Source organism: Vibrio sp. 070316B (assembly GCF_013114115.1).
Taxonomy (GTDB): Bacteria; Pseudomonadota; Gammaproteobacteria; order Enterobacterales; family Vibrionaceae; genus Vibrio; species Vibrio chagasii_B.
On the sequence record NZ_VTYC01000013.1, the window covers coordinates 90,996 to 109,295 of the forward strand.

The window sequence follows — 18,300 nt, forward strand, 5'->3', positions numbered from 1 at the left end:
CGTTTTATGATATTTTCCGACCATAAATCGTAATTAGAGACCTTCTACCTATGTACTCCATTGAGCCTATTGGCTTTATAGAATCTCCCTATAAAGAGAAGTTCGCGGTACCAAGGCAGCCTAGGTTGGTGCCAACATCAACCTCTAAAGTAAAGCTTGTTGACGCGGCAAACTGCCTAGAGTCGGTTCGCAACATCGAACAATTCAGCCATGTGTGGCTCTTATTTCTATTCGACAAAAACCTTGAAGCGGGCTGGAAGCCGACGGTGAGGCCGCCTCGACTGGGTGGTAATGAACGCATTGGAGTTTTTGCATCTCGTGCCACATTCAGACCCAACGGAATTGGCATGTCAGCGGTGGAGTTAAAAGGTGTATCTCAAGAAAAGGGGCAAACTTGGCTAGACCTTGGCAGTGTCGATTTAGTCGACGGGACACCAATTATCGACATCAAGCCTTACATCCCTTACTCCGATTCCATTCCGGATGCACTGGGAGGGTTTGCCGCCGAAGAGCCAGAGGTGTTAGAGGTTAACTTTTCCCAACAAGCACAAAGCAAGCTGGCACAGCATCCGCAAGCGCGGCATATTATTCAGGTGATCAAAGAGGTATTAGGCCAAGATCCTCGTCCTGCCTACAAGAAGGGCAAGCCAGACAACAAGGAATATGCGGTAAATTTGTTCGATCTTAACGTGAAATTCGTTGTTGAGGCGTTTTTCATCAATGTAACTGACATTGAACGCTTTTGAGATCCCAAATAGGCTGATATTATATGCGGCTATATCGGATTTGCTGCCGCCAATTGCTGCAGTGAATTTACTTTTATTAATGATGAAACGGATACCATAGAATGCGTACCAGTAACTATCTTCTTTCTACTCTGAAAGAGACTCCAAACGACGCAGAAGTTATCAGCCACCAGCTGATGCTACGTGCAGGTATGATCCGTAAGCTAGCTTCAGGTTTATACACTTGGCTACCTACCGGTCTGCGTGTACTGCGTAAAGTCGAAAACATCGTTCGCCAAGAGATCGATAATGCAGGTGCAGTTGAGACTTTAATGCCCGTAGTGCAGCCGTTTGAGCTATGGGAAGAGACTGGTCGTAGCGAAAAAATGGGCCCAGAACTACTGCGCTTTACTGACCGCCATTCTCGTCCGTTTGTTCTTAGCCCAACAGCTGAAGAAGTAATCACGAGCCTAGTTCGTAACGAAGTTAACTCGTACAAACAACTGCCGCTAAACCTATACCAGATTCAAACGAAATTCCGTGATGAGCGTCGTCCACGTTTCGGCGTGATGCGTGCTCGTGAATTCTCGATGATGGATGCGTACAGCTTCGACATCGACAAAGAAGGCCTAGAAAAGTCTTACCAAGCGATGCACGATGCTTACTGTAATGCATTCGACCGCATGGGTCTTGAGTATCGTCCAGTACTAGCAGACTCAGGCGCTATCGGTGGTAGTGGTTCTCAAGAGTTCCACGTACTCGCTGAAAGCGGCGAAGACCTAATCGCATTCTCTACAGAATCTGATTACGCAGCAAACATCGAGAAAGCTGAAGCACTTGCTCCAACTGAAGAAGCTGCTGCACCAACTCAAGAGATGGAACTGGTTGATACACCAAACGCGAAAACTATCGCAGAATTGGTAGAGCAACACGGTCTAGCAATCGAGAAAACAGTTAAGACTCTATTCGTTAAAGCTTCTGATGAAGTAGATGCCGACATCATTGCTCTAATCATCCGTGGCGACCACGAACTGAACGAAGTGAAAGCGGAAAACCTTCCACAAGTTGCTTCTCCACTAGAGATGGCTTCTGAAGAAGAAATTCGTGCACTCGTTGGCGCTGGTCCAGGTTCACTTGGTCCTGTAGGCCTAGAGCTACCATTCATCGTTGACCGCTCTGTTGCTGTAATGAGCGACTTTGGCGCTGGTGCAAACGTAGATGGTAAGCACTACTTCGGTATCAACTGGGGTCGTGACGTTGAGCTTGCTCAAGTAGAAGACCTACGTAACGTAATCGAAGGCGACCTAAGCCCATGTGGTAAAGGTACACTTCAGCTTAAACGTGGTATCGAAGTTGGTCATATCTTCCAACTAGGTAACGTTTATTCACAAGCGATGAACTGTGGCGTGCTTGGTCCTGACGGTAAGAACGTTATCCTTGAGATGGGTTGTTACGGTATCGGTGTATCACGTGTTGTTGCTTCTGCAATCGAGCAGAACCATGACAAATACGGCATCATCTGGCCGGATGCACTAGCACCTTTCCAAGTTGCTATCGTTCCTATGAACATGCACAAGTCTGAAGAAGTTAAAGAAGCGGCTGAGAAGCTATATGCTGAACTAACAGCTATGGGTATCGAAGTACTATTCGATGACCGTAAAGAGCGTCCAGGCGTAATGTTCTCTGACATCGAGCTAATTGGTATCCCTCACACTATCGTGATCGGCGACCGCTCAATGAAAGAAGGTAACTTCGAGTACAAGAACCGTCGTGCTGGTACTAAAGAAGCTGTTGCTATCGATTCAATCGTTGAACACGTTACTTCTCAATTTGCTAAATAAGCAAACTCAGCAAAGTAAGTGATCTTGCAAAGCAAATAATAGAAGGCTGCCATCTGGCGGCCTTTTTTATTTCCCCTCTTCACCTTCACTCACTCTCTCATTTCTCGATAAAGTAAATAACGTAAGTTAATCCCCGGTTCATCTTTAAATACGTATATTGGATTCATCAACTCATTAGACGCGTTTACCATTGGAGGTATCGATGGATCTTAAAAGCCTACTTAACCAAGCACTTAAGTCAGACCTTGTTAAACAAGGCACTCAGAAACTCTCACAAAGCTCATCTGGCCTAAGCGGTCTTGCACAAGGCAGTAAAGGCAGCAGCAAAAGTACACTTGGTGCATTAGGTGCAGGAGCAGTTGGTGGCGGGTTGCTAGGAGCTCTCATGGGCTCAAAGAAAACCAAGAAGATTGGCAAGAAGGCCGTGGGTATTGGTGGAGCAGCTGCGCTTGGTGCATTGGCATACAAGGTATATAACGATTACCAAGCCAAACAAGGCACACCAGACTCATCTCCACAAGCCACCTTTGATGAGCAAGATGCTTGTCATAATCTACTTATTCTAAGATCTATGATTGCGGCTTCTAAAGCGGACGGTCATGTCGATGAGCAAGAGATGGCTAAAATTGAACAAGCCGTCGAAAACATGGGCGCAGATTATCAGCTGACTAAGTTAGTGTCTGAAGAGTTGCACAAACCGCTCGATCCGAGCGAAATTGCTCAACTCGCAAGCTCACCGCAACAAGCCAGTGAGATCTACTTAGCCTCTTTGATCGTGGCTGACGAGCAGAACTTCATGGAAAAGGCTTACTTGAAAGAATTAGCGAAGCAACTCAACCTTGCAGATGAAGTGAAATTCCAGCTGGAGCAGCAAGTCGCGGGCTAGTCGACCAATCATTGGTTAACTGGTCACCTAATAAAGTGACAAACTGAAGCGCAATAAAATGAGATATTGAGCAAGAACAAACTAACTCTGATCTTCGTCAGATCCGCTTTGTTTTTGCTTATCTCTATGTGTATATTGAGAGCAGTTATCATTTGGTTAGGTATAAAAATGAAAGTATACGATTGTTGTGATTTGGTACGTGAACTGTACTCTCAAATTGGTAGTGGCGACCAAGGCTACATCCCTCAAGCGATCACCTGCGCAGTAAAAACATTAAACGACCTTGCAGCAGATGAATCTCTTCCTAAAGAAGCTCGCGAACGTGCGGCATTTGCAGCTGCTAACCTACTCATTTCAGATTTCGAGGACTAATTATGAACCTCGCTAATTTTGAAAAGATGGATCCTGTTATGTTGATGAGCATCGTCAACATGAAGCTACGTGACGATTTCGGCGGAGACTTGGACCGAGTGGTTAACTTCTACGAAATCGACAAAGCAGCCTTAATCGCTAAGCTCGAATCTGCTGGTTTTGAATACCTGCCAGAAGCAAAACAGTTTAGATAATGATGTAAACTCAGCTTTATAGACAAAGGCCAACTCAATGTTGGTCTTTTTTATAGGTGTAGCATTTCAATCAAAACATCCTGCAGAATATAAATTATCTCCTCCTTACTCCCTTTTTATATCTTAGACTCTAAGAACGCGCCTTGAATCGTAGCGTGTAGTTGTATAGGCTACCTCAAATAGCATATAAAAACTCATCAACCAACTTGATGATAGCGAAGGATTAACAATGAAAAGACTCGGACTTTTGGCAGTGTTCGCTGCAACGCTTACTGCAGGTTGCGCTTCAAATACTCAGCAAGACAATTTTCGTGAAGCCTCTTTTGAGCTGTGTAATACCGAAGTCGATATTTACTCTGTAAGCCACGATGAAAGAGTACGTATCGTCTGTTCTGATGGCTCTAAATTCGCTTTGAACAGCGAAGATACACTAGAAGTAATGCGTGACATCAACATCGACTACTGCGATGGCGAAGGCTTAGGTAAGTTTAATGAAAGCCGTCATTACTACTCGTTCAAGTGTAAATCAGGCACCCTACTTAGCATCAAAAAGTAGAACCAACACAAACAACAAATACAAAGGGTTAATGTGAAAGCATTAGCCCTTTTTAATACCCGCTTCTCTTGATTCTCATCAGCTGACCATCAGATACAAAAAAGGCTCCCAACAGGAGCCTTTAAAATCATCATTTTTCAATCAAATAGCTTTAGTTCAAGGAAAAGAAAAGACATAGAGTTTTCAGCCCCCTTCCCTAAAACAAAAAGGCCCCAGAAGGACCTTTAAAAGCATTTTTCAAAGTAGATGAGCGAAGTTCAAGGAGCTCACACGGAGTTTGCGCTAGCAAATGAGTATGTGCGACACAGAAATTCGTTCGCGCTCTAAGCATTTCTATACCAATAAAAAAGGGACTCTATGAGTCCCTTTAAAAGTGTTTTTCAAAGTAGTTGTTTGAAATTCTAGGACAGCACGCGGAGCTTACGAATGTAAGTGAGCATGCTCGACAACCAAGTTCAAATTACTACGAAGAAAAAATTAAGCGTAAACTGGTAGACGCTTACAGATCTCTAGCACTTTTGCTTTAGTCGCTTCGATAACAGACTCATCACCCATGTTATCTAGGATGTCACAGATCCAACCTGCTAGCTCTTTCGCGTCTGCTTCTGAGAAACCGCGACGAGTGATAGAAGGAGAACCGATACGGATACCTGACGTTACAAACGGGCTGCGAGGGTCGTTTGGTACTGAGTTCTTGTTTACTGTGATGTTTGCTGCACCTAGTGCTGCGTCTGCTTCTTTACCTGTGATGTCTTTGTTGATTAGGTCAACTAGGAACAGGTGGTTCTCTGTAGAACCTGAAACGATGTTGTAACCACGCTCAAGGAATTCAGCAACCATTGCTTTTGCGTTAGCAACTACGCGTGCTTGGTATTCTTTGAACTCTGGCTCTAGAGCTTCTTTGAACGCTACTGCTTTACCAGCGATAACGTGCATTAGAGGACCACCTTGGCCGCCTGGGAATACTGCTGAGTTCAGCTTCTTGTAAAGGTCTTCGCCTTCGTTAGAAAGGATTAGACCGCCACGTGGGCCTGCTAGCGTTTTGTGCGTTGTTGTTGTAACAACGTGCGCGTGTGGAACTGGGTTCGGGTAAACACCTGCCGCGATTAGACCCGCTACGTGAGCCATATCGACGAATAGGTAAGCACCTACTTTGTCAGCGATTTCACGCATGCGCTTCCAATCACAAATTTGAGAGTAAGCAGAGAAACCACCGATGATCATCTTAGGTTTGTTCTCGATAGCCAGCTTTTCCATCTCTTCGTAATCGATTTGGCCTGCTTCGTCGATGCCGTAAGGGATGATGTTGTAAAGCTTACCAGAGAAGTTTACTGGAGAACCGTGAGTTAGGTGACCACCGTGCGCTAGGCTCATACCTAGAACTGTGTCGCCTGCGTTCAGTAGCGCCATGTATACAGCGTTGTTTGCTTGAGAACCTGAGTGAGGCTGTACGTTCGCGTACTCGGCACCAAACAGCTCACATGCACGTTCAATTGCTAGAGTTTCAACTTTGTCTACGTACTCACAACCACCGTAGTAACGCTTGCCTGGGTAGCCTTCAGCGTATTTGTTTGTTAGCTGAGAACCTTGAGCTTCCATTACACGTGGGCTTGTGTAGTTTTCTGAAGCGATAAGTTCGATGTGCTCTTCCTGACGAAGAGTTTCTTCTTGGATAGCTGCGAATAGATCCGCATCGTAATCAGCAATGTTCATGTCACGCTTAAGCATCTGTATCTCCTGACTCAGATTGTACTGAAAGTTTCAAAAAAACCACACAACGACCGAAAGCAAACGTTTCCGTCACCGTTTTGATGTGACGCATTCTACATAATTTGATCTAGGTCATAAAGAGCTAATTGCAATTTTATCATGCAGTTTTTTCATAATCACAAATAAGATTCATCATGGTTATTGGGCTTATCCAACCAAAGATGTTCCTTACTGTCAATTTTACGATTTACACCCTGTAAAACGCAGATTACATAGGTTTACCTTAATTTTGCCCCTCTAGCTACCGAAAGCTTAAGTTTTTCTCTACTATGCACGCCTTTATTGATTAGGTAATTATTAAAACGATGGAAAAACACTCACGTAAAGAAGATTGGATTGCAGTCCTGACGGGCACGTTTTTAGTAGCGTTAGGCGTCTTCTTTTTACAGTCTGCGCACCTGCTTACCGGTGGTACTACTGGTTTGGCTCTACTGTTGAGTCAATTTTTACCTGTAACCTTCGGTATTCTATACTTTGTCGCTAACTGTCCATTCTATCTATTGGCGTGGAAACGTTTTGGTCGCAGCTTTGCGATCAGCAGTGCGATTTCCGGCGCTTTAGTGTCTGTGTTTGCCGATCATTTATACTTGGTTATTTCGCTCGAAGTTCATAATGAGATCTACTGTGCAGTAGCCGGTGGTTTATTGATGGGCTTGGGTATGCTGATTCTATTCCGTCATCGTTCGAGCTTAGGCGGCTTCAACGTCTTGTGTCTATTTATTCAAGATCGCTACGGCATCTCAGTGGGTAAAACTCAAATGGCGATCGACGCGTGTATTCTGTTTGCCTCATTCTTCTTTGTATCGCCTTGGGTGATTGCAGTGTCAGTGCTAGGTACAGCAGTATTGAATATCGTACTAGCGATGAATCATAAGCCCACACGCTACTCGGTGAACTACGCGTCTTAACACTAGCTATCCAATCAATGAATTACTAGCTGTTTTTCATAACGAAAACAGCTAGTATTTAGCTTTTATAAGCTACCCCTCTTTCGATATGCAAGATTACCTCTCCAGCGCCAAAGACACTCAAACCTCGATCTTCATTGAAGGTTTAGAATTCAACCCAATGACACGTGTCTTGAGTTGCAACGAGCAGCTCATCGATTTAGAGCCTCGTTCTATCGAGTTACTTGAGCTATTTCTCACGAGCGTCGGAGAGCCATTAGCGGCAGAGCAAATTATCTCGGCAGTTTGGCAAAGTAATTTCATCTCCAAAAACGTACTCACCAACCGAATCAGCACACTTCGCTCGGTACTACAAAAACACTTGCCTGAGAGCGACGCTACCAAGATTTTGGTCACTTACCCCCGCAAAGGCTACTTTCTTAGCCCTAGCTCGGTCAGCTTATCTAATGCAGCATCTGAAACAGCAGAAACAGTTTTGGAAACAGAACAACCGAAAGCGCGAAAGACTCCGACGCTAGTGACCTCTGTTCTCCTGTTAACGACTCTGGTGTTACTGATCACTACAGCAAGCTTGGGTTACATGTTATGGCATTCGTCGAACCATGCCTCTGAGGTTGAACGTGAACAGAGGTTAATTCCTAAGGTTGAGCTGCTACTCAATCGCATCGATGCGGTCGGTGACAATGCAAGACATTATCGCAAGATGGTTAAAGCTCTGTTGCTTCAACAACAAATTGAGTACGCCTATACCGATTTAGCCAACCAAGATGCCCCAAGTTACTTCCTAGACCCGATAGATAGCTCTCCTTTCTTCCCTGGTGCAAAGAACATGCGCACCAGTGACTATCTGCTTAATATTCAGCTGAAGGACCAAGAGGTCGACAAACGACTCGCAGCCAAGGTCAGCCTTATCTACCCGAGCTCAGGTAAGCTTGCCTTTCGTGGCGTTTATTCTATTGAGATAGACAATCTCAGCGAGAGCTTGATGGAGATTAACCAAGAACTTGCGAGCTACTTTGCTCTGCCTGCTCCGCTCTATCCGGAATGGTCTGTCGACAATCACGCATTAAGTGCTCTATTGAATGGCACAACTATCGATCTTGAGAACGTACCACTCAACGTGATGACCTCAACGCTGATCGCTCGCCAGCTAGCGCTATTTGAGACAGATCACCAGCGACTGATTCGATTTACTAGCCTAGTGCAAACCCACTTTAAGTTGATTCCAGACGAACTTAAGCTGTGGCTGGGGATTATTCACTTCAAGTTGAGAGATCTGCAAACTTCGAAGGAATTCTTAACCAACACCGCCGGAAACTCGACTATCGAAAATGCTCTGGTTTATATGGTGGTATCTCACATCGCTTATAAGCAAGGAGACATGGATAAGTTTCGCCTCAACTACATGGAGTCTTTGGTTGCCTTACTACGAGTCGTTCCATCGGAAGAACTGTTTGCGCGCTTATCCAAGCCAGAGTCAAAATCGACCTGCCTTCAGCCTTGGAAAAATCTAAAACTCAGTGTCAAAGAGCCGCTGATCATCAAGCAGTGGGAGAATCTGATGCTAAATTACTGTACCGCTGTCGGGCATCAACTATCGGACTAAATAATATAAAACCATTAATAACAGCAACTTAAATATAAATTAAGGTTTCATGTGTCTTCGTTTTTTGCCCTATAAACCCTCATATCAATAGCATTCCTAAAAACATCCGACCGCTCACGGTCAACAACATTATTAGGAATGCTTCACATGAAAAAAACCATGACGCTGCTTGCGACTTCTCTTTTTGCTCTTTATGGCTGTGGCGGAGGCGGCTCTTCTTCTGGTTCAACCAATGGCAATAAAGGCCCAAGCAATCAAGTCGATTACCCAATCAATGACTCTCAATTCGCGCCTCAAACAAGCACAGCATTGAAATACGCATTTACCAAAGATGGTGAAAATGAAGGCTCGATGACGATGAACTTCACGCCGTTAAGTGGTGAGCTCGTCATTGCAGGTTTAGAATCAGAGTCAGGCAATGAAGCGGAAATTCAAGTTATCAACGACCTGATCAATTACGGCATCACCGAGTTTTATGTCTCTGAAGACATCATGACGAATGCTGAAGGCACACAAGAAGACGGCAGCATTTATTTTGCAGGTCCTGACCGTGGGTTACACGAAATCACCAATGCTTACTTCATTGGTAGCCAATACATCACAAGAATGATGTACAGCAGCCCACTGTTCCGTTTGAAAGGAACAGACGTAAAAGAGAGCAACCCAATTATTGATATCAGCGAAGAAACCATTTCACTGCAGATCACGCTTGATGGAGAAGCCGTCGCGAATATGTTGAGTGACTTTGAGGATCACCAGTGGGTGCAATCACTGCCAACTGATGCGTCATGCCAAGTTACTTGGCAGCAAGAAATCAATGAAACAGGTGTACGTAAAAGCTTCACTGTTTCGGGTAAATCGATCGAAGCTGCGAATCTTACGGAGAAAAACACTTACTACATTGGCTGTGTCGGTATGGATTCAGCAGAGTTTGGTACATCGTCTGAGCGCTGGTTCAACCCAACGATTGGCCTGATTGAGCAGATTGAATTGATGTCAGTGGAACAATCCACCATTGAGGAATCAGCAGCTAAGCTGACAGCAATAGAAAAAGCCTAGTGATACTAACTGCAGCACACTGATGTAAAAAGGCTTTGGGGAGCAATCCAAAGCCTTGTTGGTAAGCTTATGACCTACTGGGGTACTAAAGATCATGAGCTTTATTTTGTGTTTAGATATACCTTAATAAAGTGACCTGGCTAGCTAGCCCTCAATCAACAAAATACGAGTCTCGTAAGGGCGCAATACTTGATGATGCGATGTTACTGAGCCATCTGTCTCTTGATAGTTAGAAAGCAAGCACTTGGCATTCGTCATATCAAAACGCTCAGGTAAAGTACATTCCGACCCTTCACCATAATAGTTATTAATACACAGTAGAGTCTGCTCTTCACTCTCACGAGAATACGCAAATACCGATGGGTGCTCAGGTAGCAAATCTTGATAACTACCATGAGTAATCACAGGCACTTCTTTACGAAGTTCAATCAAACTCTTGTAGAAATAAAACACCGAGTCTGTGTCTTCCAGTGCTTGCTCTGCATTGATCTCAGGGTAGTTGTTCGCAACATCCAGCCATGGCTGAGCTTTTGAAAAGCCCGCATATGCTTCGCTATTCCATTGCATCGGTGTACGAGAGTTATCACGAGACTTCTGCGCTAGAATCGCCATCATATCTTTATGCTCCACACCATCGCGATTGACCATGATGTCGTACATGTTAGTACTCTCTACATCACGATACTGGCTAATTTCGGTATAACCTGGATTCGTCATACCAATCTCTTCACCTTGATAGATATAAGGCGTGCCTTGCATCATATGGACAGACGCCGCCAGCATTTTAGCCGACTCAACACGGTAGTTCTTATCATCACCTAAACGGCTCACCACTCGCGGTTGGTCATGGTTACACCAAAACAGCGCGCCCCAACCTTTTCCATTTAAGCCTGTTTGCCAATGGTTGAAGATCGATTTGAGTTGCAAGAAATCAAATGGTGCATTAGTCCACTTCTCACCATTGGTGTAATCCACTTTAAGATGGTGGAAGTTAAACACCATCGATAACTCACTGTTATCAATGTTTGAGTACTGCTGGCAATGCTCGAGTGTCGTCGAAGACATCTCACCAACCGTCACGCTGCCATATTTCTTGAATACCGCTTCGCTGATCTCTTTTAGATATTCATGCACACGTGGGCCGTCGGTGTAAAAACGGCGACCATCACCGATATCGTCATTAGGGAAATCTTGCTGCTTTGAAATCAGGTTAATCACGTCTAAGCGGAAACCGTCGACGCCCTTCTCAGCCCAGAAGCTGATAACGTCTTTCACTTCTTCACGAACGACCGGATTCTCCCAGTTCAGGTCGGCTTGCTCTTTGGCAAACAGGTGAAGGTAATATTGACCAGTCGCCTCATCGAGTTCCCACGCATTGCCACCGAACTTAGACTGCCAGTTAGTTGGAGCTTGACCATCTACTGGATCTTTCCAGATATAATAATCGCGGTAAGGGCTGTTTTTGTCGCCCAAAGCAGATTGGAACCATACATGCTCAGTGGAGGTATGGTTAACCACAATATCCATCACGATACGAATACCACGCTGATGTGCTTCAGCCAGCAATAAGTCGAAGTCTTCCATAGTGCCGAATTGAGGGTTAATCGCGTAGTAATCTGAAATATCGTAGCCGTTATCAATCATTGGCGATGCGTAAACCGGAGTTAACCAAATTGCATCGACACTCAAGTGTTTGAGGTAATCCAGTTTCGAAATGATCCCTTTGATATCACCAGTTCCTTTGCTTCCACTGTCACAAAAGCTCTTTGGGTAGATTTGATAGATGGTTGCGGTTTTCCACCAGCTTTCATCATGTTCAGTCATCGCCATCTCTAACACTCACTTACCAAAAATATAAATTAAAATCACCATGTTCACATGGTCGAATAGAAGTCATTTCTAAGAGAAAAAGCGATGACTCAATTGAAGTCATCGCTTATAAAATGCGTTACGCGTTTGCGGTTTCGAGCTCACCTTTTGACTGTGCGCGCTTGTAGAAGAACAGCGTCAAGGTTACAGGTAATACAATCGCCACCAGCATCGCAATTAAGTAAACAGACCAATATTGCGGTTGAATAGATAAGATGCCCGGCAAGCCACCAACCCCGATACCATTCGCCATCACACCGGCACTACCACAGATTGCAGCCGCAGCGGCACTGCCGATCATTGCGCTCAGCATTGGGAATTTGTATTTCAAGTTGATGCCGTACATCGCAGGCTCTGTCACACCTAAGTAGGCAGAGATTGCTGCTGGAACCGAGATGTCTCGTTCACCTTCGCGTTTACTTAAGATAATGATGCCAACAACCGCTGAAGCTTGTGCAATATTAGATAGCGCAATCAAAGGCCAGATTGGCGTACCGCCTAAATCTTGCATCAACTGCAAATCGACGGCGTTGGTTGTGTGGTGAATACCCGTAATAACCAAAGGTGCGTAAAGGAAGCCAAATACCACTGAACCAAGAATCGCGAAATCACCTGTCATGGCCGCTTTCGCTGCGAATGCGACGCCATCACCCAGCATACGACCGAATGGACCAATGAAAGCGTGCGCTAGAATCACAGACAAAATGATCGATACAAATGGCACAACCACAAGGTACAAGTAAGCAGGCACGATGCGCTTAAGGTTGGTTTCAATGAAGGCTAATGCCACACCAGCGAGCATCGCAGGGATCACCTGTGCTTGGTAGCCAACTTTCTCAATAACAAAAAAGCCAAAGTCCCACACTTCAGGAACGGCTTTACCTATCATGTAAGCGTTCATCAGCTGCGGCGACACTAAGGTCACACCGAGCGTGATACCCAAAATAGGGGTTCCGCCGAGCTTCTTAACCGTCGCCCAACACACACCAACCGGTAGGAAGAAGAAAATCGCTTCGCCAATCAGCCACAAGAAAGAGTGAACGGTTGCCCAGAATTGGCTGATTTCAACTAAGGTTTTGCCGTCGAACATGCGAATGTCGCCAATCACATTACGGAAACCAAGAATCAAACCACCAGTAATAATAGCAGGCAGCAGTGGTACAAAAATTTCGGCTAAATGGGAGATACCACGTTCAAGGAAGTTCATGTTCTGACGAGCGGCTAGCTTCGCTTCATCTTTTGATGAGGCCTCTTTACCCGTTTGCTCAATCAGAAGTGCGTACACTTCATCAACTTCGGTGCCAATAACTACTTGGAATTGACCTGCGTTGGTAAAGCAGCCTTTAACTAGCTTGAGCTTTTCTAGTTCTGCTTTATTTGCTTGTTCTGTCTCATTCAATACAAAACGCAGACGAGTCAGACAATGGCTGACACTCGCAATATTTTCTTTGCCGCCGACTAACTCGATAAGACGCGTAATGTCTTGCTTCGCTATCTTACTCATACTACCCCACCCTGGTTTCATTCAATGAATCATCTAAACCATTCAGTCACAATCACTCAGGCTTAGATTTATGGGAACATTCCCAAAACTGGTTATTATAATGCCTAGCTGAATGATAAATTAAAATGGGAACAGTCCCATTAATTGAAAGAGATCACACTCTAATTTTAATCTAAGCGGTTCAATTTCGCTTAATTGAGTGGATTATTGAATTGGTGATTGAGTGTGATGAGAGATCTCTGTATTACCTAAAAGCTGAGATATCAATAAATTAGCAGCCAACTTGCCTGCAGATTGATAACCAGGATCAATACTAAATACGCGAGGAAACAAGAAAGAGAGAAGATCGTTACCACCAACACCGGTTACAACGACATCTTCACGTTGTCGTTCTTGCAGGCGCTTGATTACACCAAGAGCTAATGTGTCACTGGCGCAGACAATCGCTTGGGTTGTAGGAGTCAGTACCTCATCCACTAACTGATAAGCGCTTTCATGATGAAGTTGACCTGTACGATAATTCGCAATCACCCCACTGTTCTCGCACCAATCTAGATAAGCCTTGAGACGAAGTTCACCGGTTGATTTATCGCTAGGATCGACACCAATAAATCCAACATCGGAGATCCCCTGATCCGACAGATGCGCTAACGCACTGTTGATCACCTGTTGGTTGTCATAGTTAATAGACGTTACGTTTTCAGTATCCAACGCAATCACCACAGCTTTGTGCCCCCAAGCTTCGATAGCAGGGATGTCACAATCCGTAAAGCCAAACACAATGATGCCATCCACATTGCGACGCTTTAGAACCTGAAGGTGTTCATTGGCTTTGTCTCTGTCGAGTTGGCTTTCCATGATCACTACATCGTAATCTGCTCGATACAACTCAGCTAGCATAGTACTTACCGCTTTGTTTTCAGAGGGAGAGTCCAAACGAGAGATGATCACGCCGATGACTTTTTGGCTGCCACCACGCATTGATTGCGCAGACTTTGAAGGCGTGTACCCAGATTCTTGAATTACTCTTTCCACCCTTTCACGGGTTTCAGGTTTGACTTTAGGATCATTGGTCAGAACGCGAGATACGGTTGACTTACCAACACCGGACAGCTTAGCAATATCGAGAATAGTGAGTTTTTTGCTCATAAAAAGTCTAACGTTAAAGGGAGGAAAATAAGCAGTGAGGGCATAATCCCTCACTTAACTGTTTGTAAATCTTAGTCGTTAACTATGACTTACTTTCGGCAGTTTCGATAGACCACACGGCCAAGTTCTAGACGTGCGTTGTCACCTTTAGTACGTAAAGTGACGCTGTTGATAAGCTCCGCAGTACCATCATCTAAGATGTATTTGGTGCCTGAACCTGCTGCCACTTGAGTCAGACGGTATTCATTTTCAGGTAAACGTAATACCGCTTTCTCATTATCAAGGTAAGCCACTTCAAATGAAACGTCAGACTCACATTGATAAGTCACGAATTGATTGTCCGATGCAGCACTATCCGGCGCTGCTGATTTAGAGCACCCCATTAATGCTACCGTACATAGAGATGCTACCAACATAGCTTTCATACTTCGTTCCTCATCTTTATACCGATAAAGGTCGTGACATGTCTTAGCCTTTCAGGAAAGCAGGCACGTCCGCAATGCTATCAAGGACAACGCTTGCCAAGGCTTCACCCTTTTCAGTGATTGGTTTACCGGTTCTTACCAATACCTTAGTGCCAACACCTGCCGCTTCTGCAGCCATCATGTCTTCAGCTTTATCGCCGATCATTACGGAGTTAGCCATATCAATCTTTAGAAAGTCACGCGCGGAAATGAACATGCCAGGCTTTGGCTTACGGCAATCACAATCTTGCTTGTAGTCACCAATACCGTGTTCAGCGTGGTGAGGGCAGTAATAAATGCCATCCAGCTCAACGCCATTATCGACAAAGTTCCAATCCATCCACTGCGTTAAAGAGAGAAAACGGTCTTCACTAAACATGCCGCGAGCAATACCAGACTGGTTAGTCACAAGCACCAATAAATAACCCATATCTTTAAACGCTTTCGCCGCTTCAAACACACCATCGATGTATTCAAAGTCATGCTCATCATGTACGTAGCCGTGATCAACATTAATCACACCATCACGATCTAAAAAAACAGCAGGTTTAGACAAAATTTTGTTCTCTATCAACTCTCTATTAATCATTAATTATTACACGCTTTATTTGCTTCATCACTATCTATTTAGTTTTGCGTTCGTTAACGATTTGTTTCCATCTTAGCAATACAATCGACGTTTAGCCGTCTAGACGTAAAAATATCTATTGACTTAGATCACGGAACACCATAGCATCATCTGTAAATCGAGCGAGCTATCGACATATTATTCTGTTCTACCTGCACGGGTTTCTCTATGATTAAAGTGAATCAAGTCAATAAGGTTTTTTATCAAGGCACTAAAGAAATCAATGCCTTAATTGATATCAACCTCCACATTCCTCAAGGTCAAATCTTTGGAGTCATAGGCTCTTCAGGGGCAGGCAAAAGTACCCTAATCCGCTGTGTAAATATGTTGGAAGCCCCGACTTCGGGTGAAGTGATTGTTGATGGTATCGACCTAACAAAACTCAGCAAATCAGAGCTTAGCGAAGCGCGCCGTAACATCGGCATGATTTTCCAGCACTTCAACCTGCTGTCTTCTCGTACTGTATTTAACAATGTAGCACTTCCTCTAGAGCTAGCCGGTAAAGATAAAGCGGTTATCGAAGCGAAAGTCAGTGAGCTACTTGAACTGGTTGGCCTTGCAGACAAGCGTGATACTTACCCTGCAAACCTAAGTGGTGGTCAAAAGCAACGTGTCGCGATTGCTCGTGCACTGGCATCAGACCCGAAAGTACTGCTGTGTGATGAAGCGACCAGCGCTCTGGATCCTGCAACCACTCAATCGATCCTTGAACTGTTGCGTGAAATCAACCGTAAGCTACACATTACTATCCTGCTTATTACGCATGAAATGGATGTGGTTAAGAGCATCTGTCACGAAGTAGCGATCATCGGTGGTGGTGAATTGGTAGAGAAAGGCACGGTTGGCGACATCTTTGCGCATCCTAAGACTGAACTAGCGCATCAATTTATTCGTTCAACCTTAGATCTAACGATCCCTGAAGATTACCAAGCACGCTTGCAAGAAACTCGAGTCGATGGCAGTTACCCTCTGGTACGCCTTGAGTTCACAGGTGCAACCGTTGATGCTCCACTAATGACGCAAATCGCTCGTAAATTTAATATCGATGTCAGCATTCTAAGCTCTGACCTTGATTACGCCGGTGGTGTGAAGTTCGGCATGATGGTGGCTGAACTGTTCGGCAACGAATCAGATGATAATGCTGCTATCCAATTCCTACGCGATAACAATGTAAAAGTAGAGGTGCTTGGTTATGTCCTTTAGTTTCAACGAGATTGCTGACTGGATCAGCCTTAACGGTAACCTTCTATTAGAAGCAACGGGCGAAACACTTTACATGGTAGCTGTCGCTGGCATCGTTGGCTTTGCTGTCGGTATTCCCCTAGGCGTGATTCTACACACCACCAAAAAAGGCGGCTTGCTAGAAAACACCAAGCTTAACCAAATTCTTGGCGCGGTAGTCAACGTCGGCCGTTCAGTGCCTTTCTTAGTATTGATGGTAGCGATTATCCCACTGACCAAGATGCTGATTGGCACCTTTATCGGTACAACAGCGGCGATTGTTCCACTAACCATTGGTGCAATCCCATTTGTTGCTCGTCTTATCGAAAGTGCACTGCTTGAAGTACCAACGGGCCTAGTTGAAGCAGCGCAATCAATGGGCGCGACACCAACACAAATCATTAGCAAAGTTCTGCTTCCTGAAGCACTACCGACTATTATCAACTCAGTAACCATCACACTCGTTACCCTAGTGAGCTACTCAGCAATGGCAGGTACGGTTGGCGGCGGCGGCCTAGGTGATGTGGCGATTCGTTACGGATTCCACCGTTACGATGTGACCATCATGGCTGTAACGGTAGTGATGTTGATTGTGCTTGTACAAATTATTCAATCAATCGGTGATTCATTAGTTCGCCGCGTTGACCACAGATAAAGACTCAGCGTTAAAACGCAAACTATCTAAGACAAGAGTCGTCTGAACCAAATTAAATAGATTTATTAAAAGGAGATTATTATGAAATTTAGCCTTAAAGGTTTACTAACTATCGCAGCGGCAGCTTCAGCGCTAGTTCTAGCAGGTTGTGGTGATAAAGAAGTTGATACGTCTAAAGTAAAAGTAGGCGTAATGGCAGGTGCTGAAGCTCAGGTTGCAGAAGTTGCAGCTAAAGTAGCGAAAGAGAAGTACGGCCTAGACGTTGAACTGGTTACTTTTACTGATTACGTAACACCAAACGCAGCACTAGATGACGGTTCTATCGACATCAACGCATTCCAACATGCACCATACCTAGATCAGCAAGTGGCTGACCGTGGTTACAAACTGACAATCGCTGGTAACACGTTTGTTTACCCAATTGCAGGTTACTCGAAAGAAGTGAAATCGGTAGACGAAATCCAAGATGGCGCGCGCATCGCTGTACCAAACGATCCGACAAACCTAGGTCGTTCTCTACTGCTTCTTGAGCAACAAGGTCTACTTGAGCTTCGTGAAGGTGCAGGTCTTCTTGCAACAGTTCGTGACATCGTTAAGAACCCGAAAAACCTAACGATTGTTGAGTTAGATGCAGCACAACTGCCACGTTCTCTTGATGACGTAGCGCTTTCTATCATCAACACAACTTACGCGAGCTCTATCAACCTGACTCCACAAAAAGATGGCGTATTCGTTGAAGACAAAGATTCTCCATACGTGAACCTAATTGTGTCTCGTGAAGAGAACCTAAACGCTGAAAACGTACAAAACTTCGTTAAAGCTTACCAAACTGAAGAAGTGTACAACGCGGCATCTGACATCTTCCAAGGTGGCGTAGTTAAAGGTTGGTAATC

General features: G+C 44.7%; 18 protein-coding genes. 12 read left to right on the top strand and 6 right to left on the bottom strand.

Annotated features, from left to right (window positions below):
- Positions 1-50 precede the first annotated feature (50 nt).
- The 6 genes from tsaA to F0251_RS12105 all read left to right on the top strand — a co-directional run bounded on the left by tsaA (position 51) and on the right by F0251_RS12105 (position 4,574).
- Positions 51-746 (top strand): tRNA (N6-threonylcarbamoyladenosine(37)-N6)-methyltransferase TrmO, encoded by a 696-nt coding sequence (gene tsaA / locus F0251_RS12080; RefSeq protein WP_171731047.1) that lies wholly within the window; start codon positions 51-53, stop codon positions 744-746.
- Positions 747-847: 101 nt separating this feature from the next.
- Positions 848-2,566: a proline--tRNA ligase gene (locus tag F0251_RS12085; protein ID WP_004738559.1), complete on the top strand. Its 1,719-nt coding sequence runs from the start codon at positions 848-850 to the stop codon at positions 2,564-2,566.
- A gap of 202 nt (positions 2,567-2,768) precedes the next feature.
- Positions 2,769-3,452, top strand: a complete 684-nt coding sequence (locus tag F0251_RS12090) for a tellurite resistance TerB family protein (RefSeq protein ID WP_171731048.1) — start codon at positions 2,769-2,771, stop codon at positions 3,450-3,452.
- Positions 3,453-3,620: 168 nt separating this feature from the next.
- Positions 3,621-3,824: a YaeP family protein gene (locus F0251_RS12095; protein ID WP_004738556.1), complete on the top strand. Its 204-nt coding sequence runs from the start codon at positions 3,621-3,623 to the stop codon at positions 3,822-3,824.
- Positions 3,825-3,826: 2 nt separating this feature from the next.
- A complete protein-coding gene (locus tag F0251_RS12100; protein ID WP_008222922.1) occupies positions 3,827-4,018 on the top strand; it encodes a DUF4250 domain-containing protein in 192 nt (63 codons plus the stop codon).
- A 229-nt stretch (positions 4,019-4,247) separates the two neighbouring features.
- Positions 4,248-4,574 (top strand): hypothetical protein, encoded by a 327-nt coding sequence (locus tag F0251_RS12105; protein ID WP_008222921.1) that lies wholly within the window; start codon positions 4,248-4,250, stop codon positions 4,572-4,574.
- Positions 4,575-5,051: 477 nt separating this feature from the next.
- On the opposite strand, the gene glyA is transcribed toward F0251_RS12105, so the two are convergent.
- Positions 5,052-6,302, bottom strand: coding sequence for a serine hydroxymethyltransferase (gene glyA, locus F0251_RS12110; protein ID WP_004738553.1), 1,251 nt, complete (start codon positions 6,300-6,302; stop codon positions 5,052-5,054).
- 347 nt (positions 6,303-6,649) lie between these two features.
- Between glyA and F0251_RS12115 the strand changes: the two genes are divergently transcribed.
- The 3 genes from F0251_RS12115 to F0251_RS12125 all read left to right on the top strand — a co-directional run bounded on the left by F0251_RS12115 (position 6,650) and on the right by F0251_RS12125 (position 9,917).
- Positions 6,650-7,252, top strand: coding sequence for a YitT family protein (locus F0251_RS12115; RefSeq protein ID WP_061032592.1), 603 nt, complete (start codon positions 6,650-6,652; stop codon positions 7,250-7,252).
- An 88-nt stretch (positions 7,253-7,340) separates the two neighbouring features.
- The gene (locus F0251_RS12120) at positions 7,341-8,858 is read left to right on the top strand and encodes a winged helix-turn-helix domain-containing protein (protein ID WP_171731049.1); all 1,518 of its coding nucleotides are present in this window, start codon (positions 7,341-7,343) and stop codon (positions 8,856-8,858) included.
- 147 nt (positions 8,859-9,005) lie between these two features.
- Complete coding sequence (locus F0251_RS12125) at positions 9,006-9,917, top strand: hypothetical protein (protein ID WP_171731050.1); 912 nt, start codon at positions 9,006-9,008, stop codon at positions 9,915-9,917.
- Between the two features lie 144 nt (positions 9,918-10,061).
- Here the strand turns inward: F0251_RS12125 and treC are convergent, their stop codons facing one another.
- From treC to gmhB, 5 genes are all read right to left on the bottom strand, one after another.
- The gene (gene treC / locus F0251_RS12130) at positions 10,062-11,747 is read right to left on the bottom strand and encodes an alpha,alpha-phosphotrehalase (RefSeq protein WP_105057500.1); all 1,686 of its coding nucleotides are present in this window, start codon (positions 11,745-11,747) and stop codon (positions 10,062-10,064) included.
- A gap of 118 nt (positions 11,748-11,865) precedes the next feature.
- Positions 11,866-13,290, bottom strand: coding sequence for a PTS trehalose transporter subunit IIBC (treB, locus tag F0251_RS12135; RefSeq protein ID WP_216610932.1), 1,425 nt, complete (start codon positions 13,288-13,290; stop codon positions 11,866-11,868).
- A 204-nt stretch (positions 13,291-13,494) separates the two neighbouring features.
- Entirely contained in the window at positions 13,495-14,439 is a 945-nt protein-coding gene (gene treR, locus F0251_RS12140) for a trehalose operon repressor TreR (RefSeq protein ID WP_008222915.1), read from the bottom strand.
- 89 nt (positions 14,440-14,528) lie between these two features.
- On the bottom strand, positions 14,529-14,864 hold the full coding sequence (locus F0251_RS12145) for an MliC family protein (protein WP_171731052.1): 336 nt from the start codon (positions 14,862-14,864) through the stop codon (positions 14,529-14,531).
- 43 nt (positions 14,865-14,907) lie between these two features.
- Positions 14,908-15,459, bottom strand: coding sequence for a D-glycero-beta-D-manno-heptose 1,7-bisphosphate 7-phosphatase (gmhB, locus tag F0251_RS12150; protein ID WP_004738542.1), 552 nt, complete (start codon positions 15,457-15,459; stop codon positions 14,908-14,910).
- Positions 15,460-15,699: 240 nt separating this feature from the next.
- Between gmhB and metN the strand changes: the two genes are divergently transcribed.
- The 3 genes from metN to F0251_RS12165 all read left to right on the top strand — a co-directional run bounded on the left by metN (position 15,700) and on the right by F0251_RS12165 (position 18,298).
- On the top strand, positions 15,700-16,734 hold the full coding sequence (gene metN / locus F0251_RS12155) for a methionine ABC transporter ATP-binding protein MetN (protein ID WP_061032586.1): 1,035 nt from the start codon (positions 15,700-15,702) through the stop codon (positions 16,732-16,734).
- Positions 16,724-17,407 (top strand): methionine ABC transporter permease, encoded by a 684-nt coding sequence (locus tag F0251_RS12160; protein ID WP_008222912.1) that lies wholly within the window; start codon positions 16,724-16,726, stop codon positions 17,405-17,407. Before metN ends, F0251_RS12160 begins: the two co-directional genes overlap by 11 nt.
- An 81-nt stretch (positions 17,408-17,488) precedes the next feature.
- Entirely contained in the window at positions 17,489-18,298 is an 810-nt protein-coding gene (locus tag F0251_RS12165; RefSeq protein WP_061032585.1) for a MetQ/NlpA family lipoprotein, read from the top strand.
- Positions 18,299-18,300: the final 2 nt, after the last annotated feature.

Coding starts and splice junctions, on each gene's coding strand:
- tsaA (WP_171731047.1), top strand. CDS start 51: ATGTACTCCATTGAGCCTATTGGCTTTATAGAATCTCCCTATAAAGAG.
- F0251_RS12085 (WP_004738559.1), top strand. CDS start 848: ATGCGTACCAGTAACTATCTTCTTTCTACTCTGAAAGAGACTCCAAAC.
- F0251_RS12090 (WP_171731048.1), top strand. CDS start 2,769: ATGGATCTTAAAAGCCTACTTAACCAAGCACTTAAGTCAGACCTTGTT.
- F0251_RS12095 (WP_004738556.1), top strand. CDS start 3,621: ATGAAAGTATACGATTGTTGTGATTTGGTACGTGAACTGTACTCTCAA.
- F0251_RS12100 (WP_008222922.1), top strand. CDS start 3,827: ATGAACCTCGCTAATTTTGAAAAGATGGATCCTGTTATGTTGATGAGC.
- F0251_RS12105 (WP_008222921.1), top strand. CDS start 4,248: ATGAAAAGACTCGGACTTTTGGCAGTGTTCGCTGCAACGCTTACTGCA.
- glyA (WP_004738553.1), bottom strand. CDS start 6,302: ATGCTTAAGCGTGACATGAACATTGCTGATTACGATGCGGATCTATTC.
- F0251_RS12115 (WP_061032592.1), top strand. CDS start 6,650: ATGGAAAAACACTCACGTAAAGAAGATTGGATTGCAGTCCTGACGGGC.
- F0251_RS12120 (WP_171731049.1), top strand. CDS start 7,341: ATGCAAGATTACCTCTCCAGCGCCAAAGACACTCAAACCTCGATCTTC.
- F0251_RS12125 (WP_171731050.1), top strand. CDS start 9,006: ATGAAAAAAACCATGACGCTGCTTGCGACTTCTCTTTTTGCTCTTTAT.
- treC (WP_105057500.1), bottom strand. CDS start 11,747: ATGGCGATGACTGAACATGATGAAAGCTGGTGGAAAACCGCAACCATC.
- treB (WP_216610932.1), bottom strand. CDS start 13,290: ATGAGTAAGATAGCGAAGCAAGACATTACGCGTCTTATCGAGTTAGTC.
- treR (WP_008222915.1), bottom strand. CDS start 14,439: ATGAGCAAAAAACTCACTATTCTCGATATTGCTAAGCTGTCCGGTGTT.
- F0251_RS12145 (WP_171731052.1), bottom strand. CDS start 14,864: ATGAAAGCTATGTTGGTAGCATCTCTATGTACGGTAGCATTAATGGGG.
- metN (WP_061032586.1), top strand. CDS start 15,700: ATGATTAAAGTGAATCAAGTCAATAAGGTTTTTTATCAAGGCACTAAA.
- F0251_RS12160 (WP_008222912.1), top strand. CDS start 16,724: ATGTCCTTTAGTTTCAACGAGATTGCTGACTGGATCAGCCTTAACGGT.
- F0251_RS12165 (WP_061032585.1), top strand. CDS start 17,489: ATGAAATTTAGCCTTAAAGGTTTACTAACTATCGCAGCGGCAGCTTCA.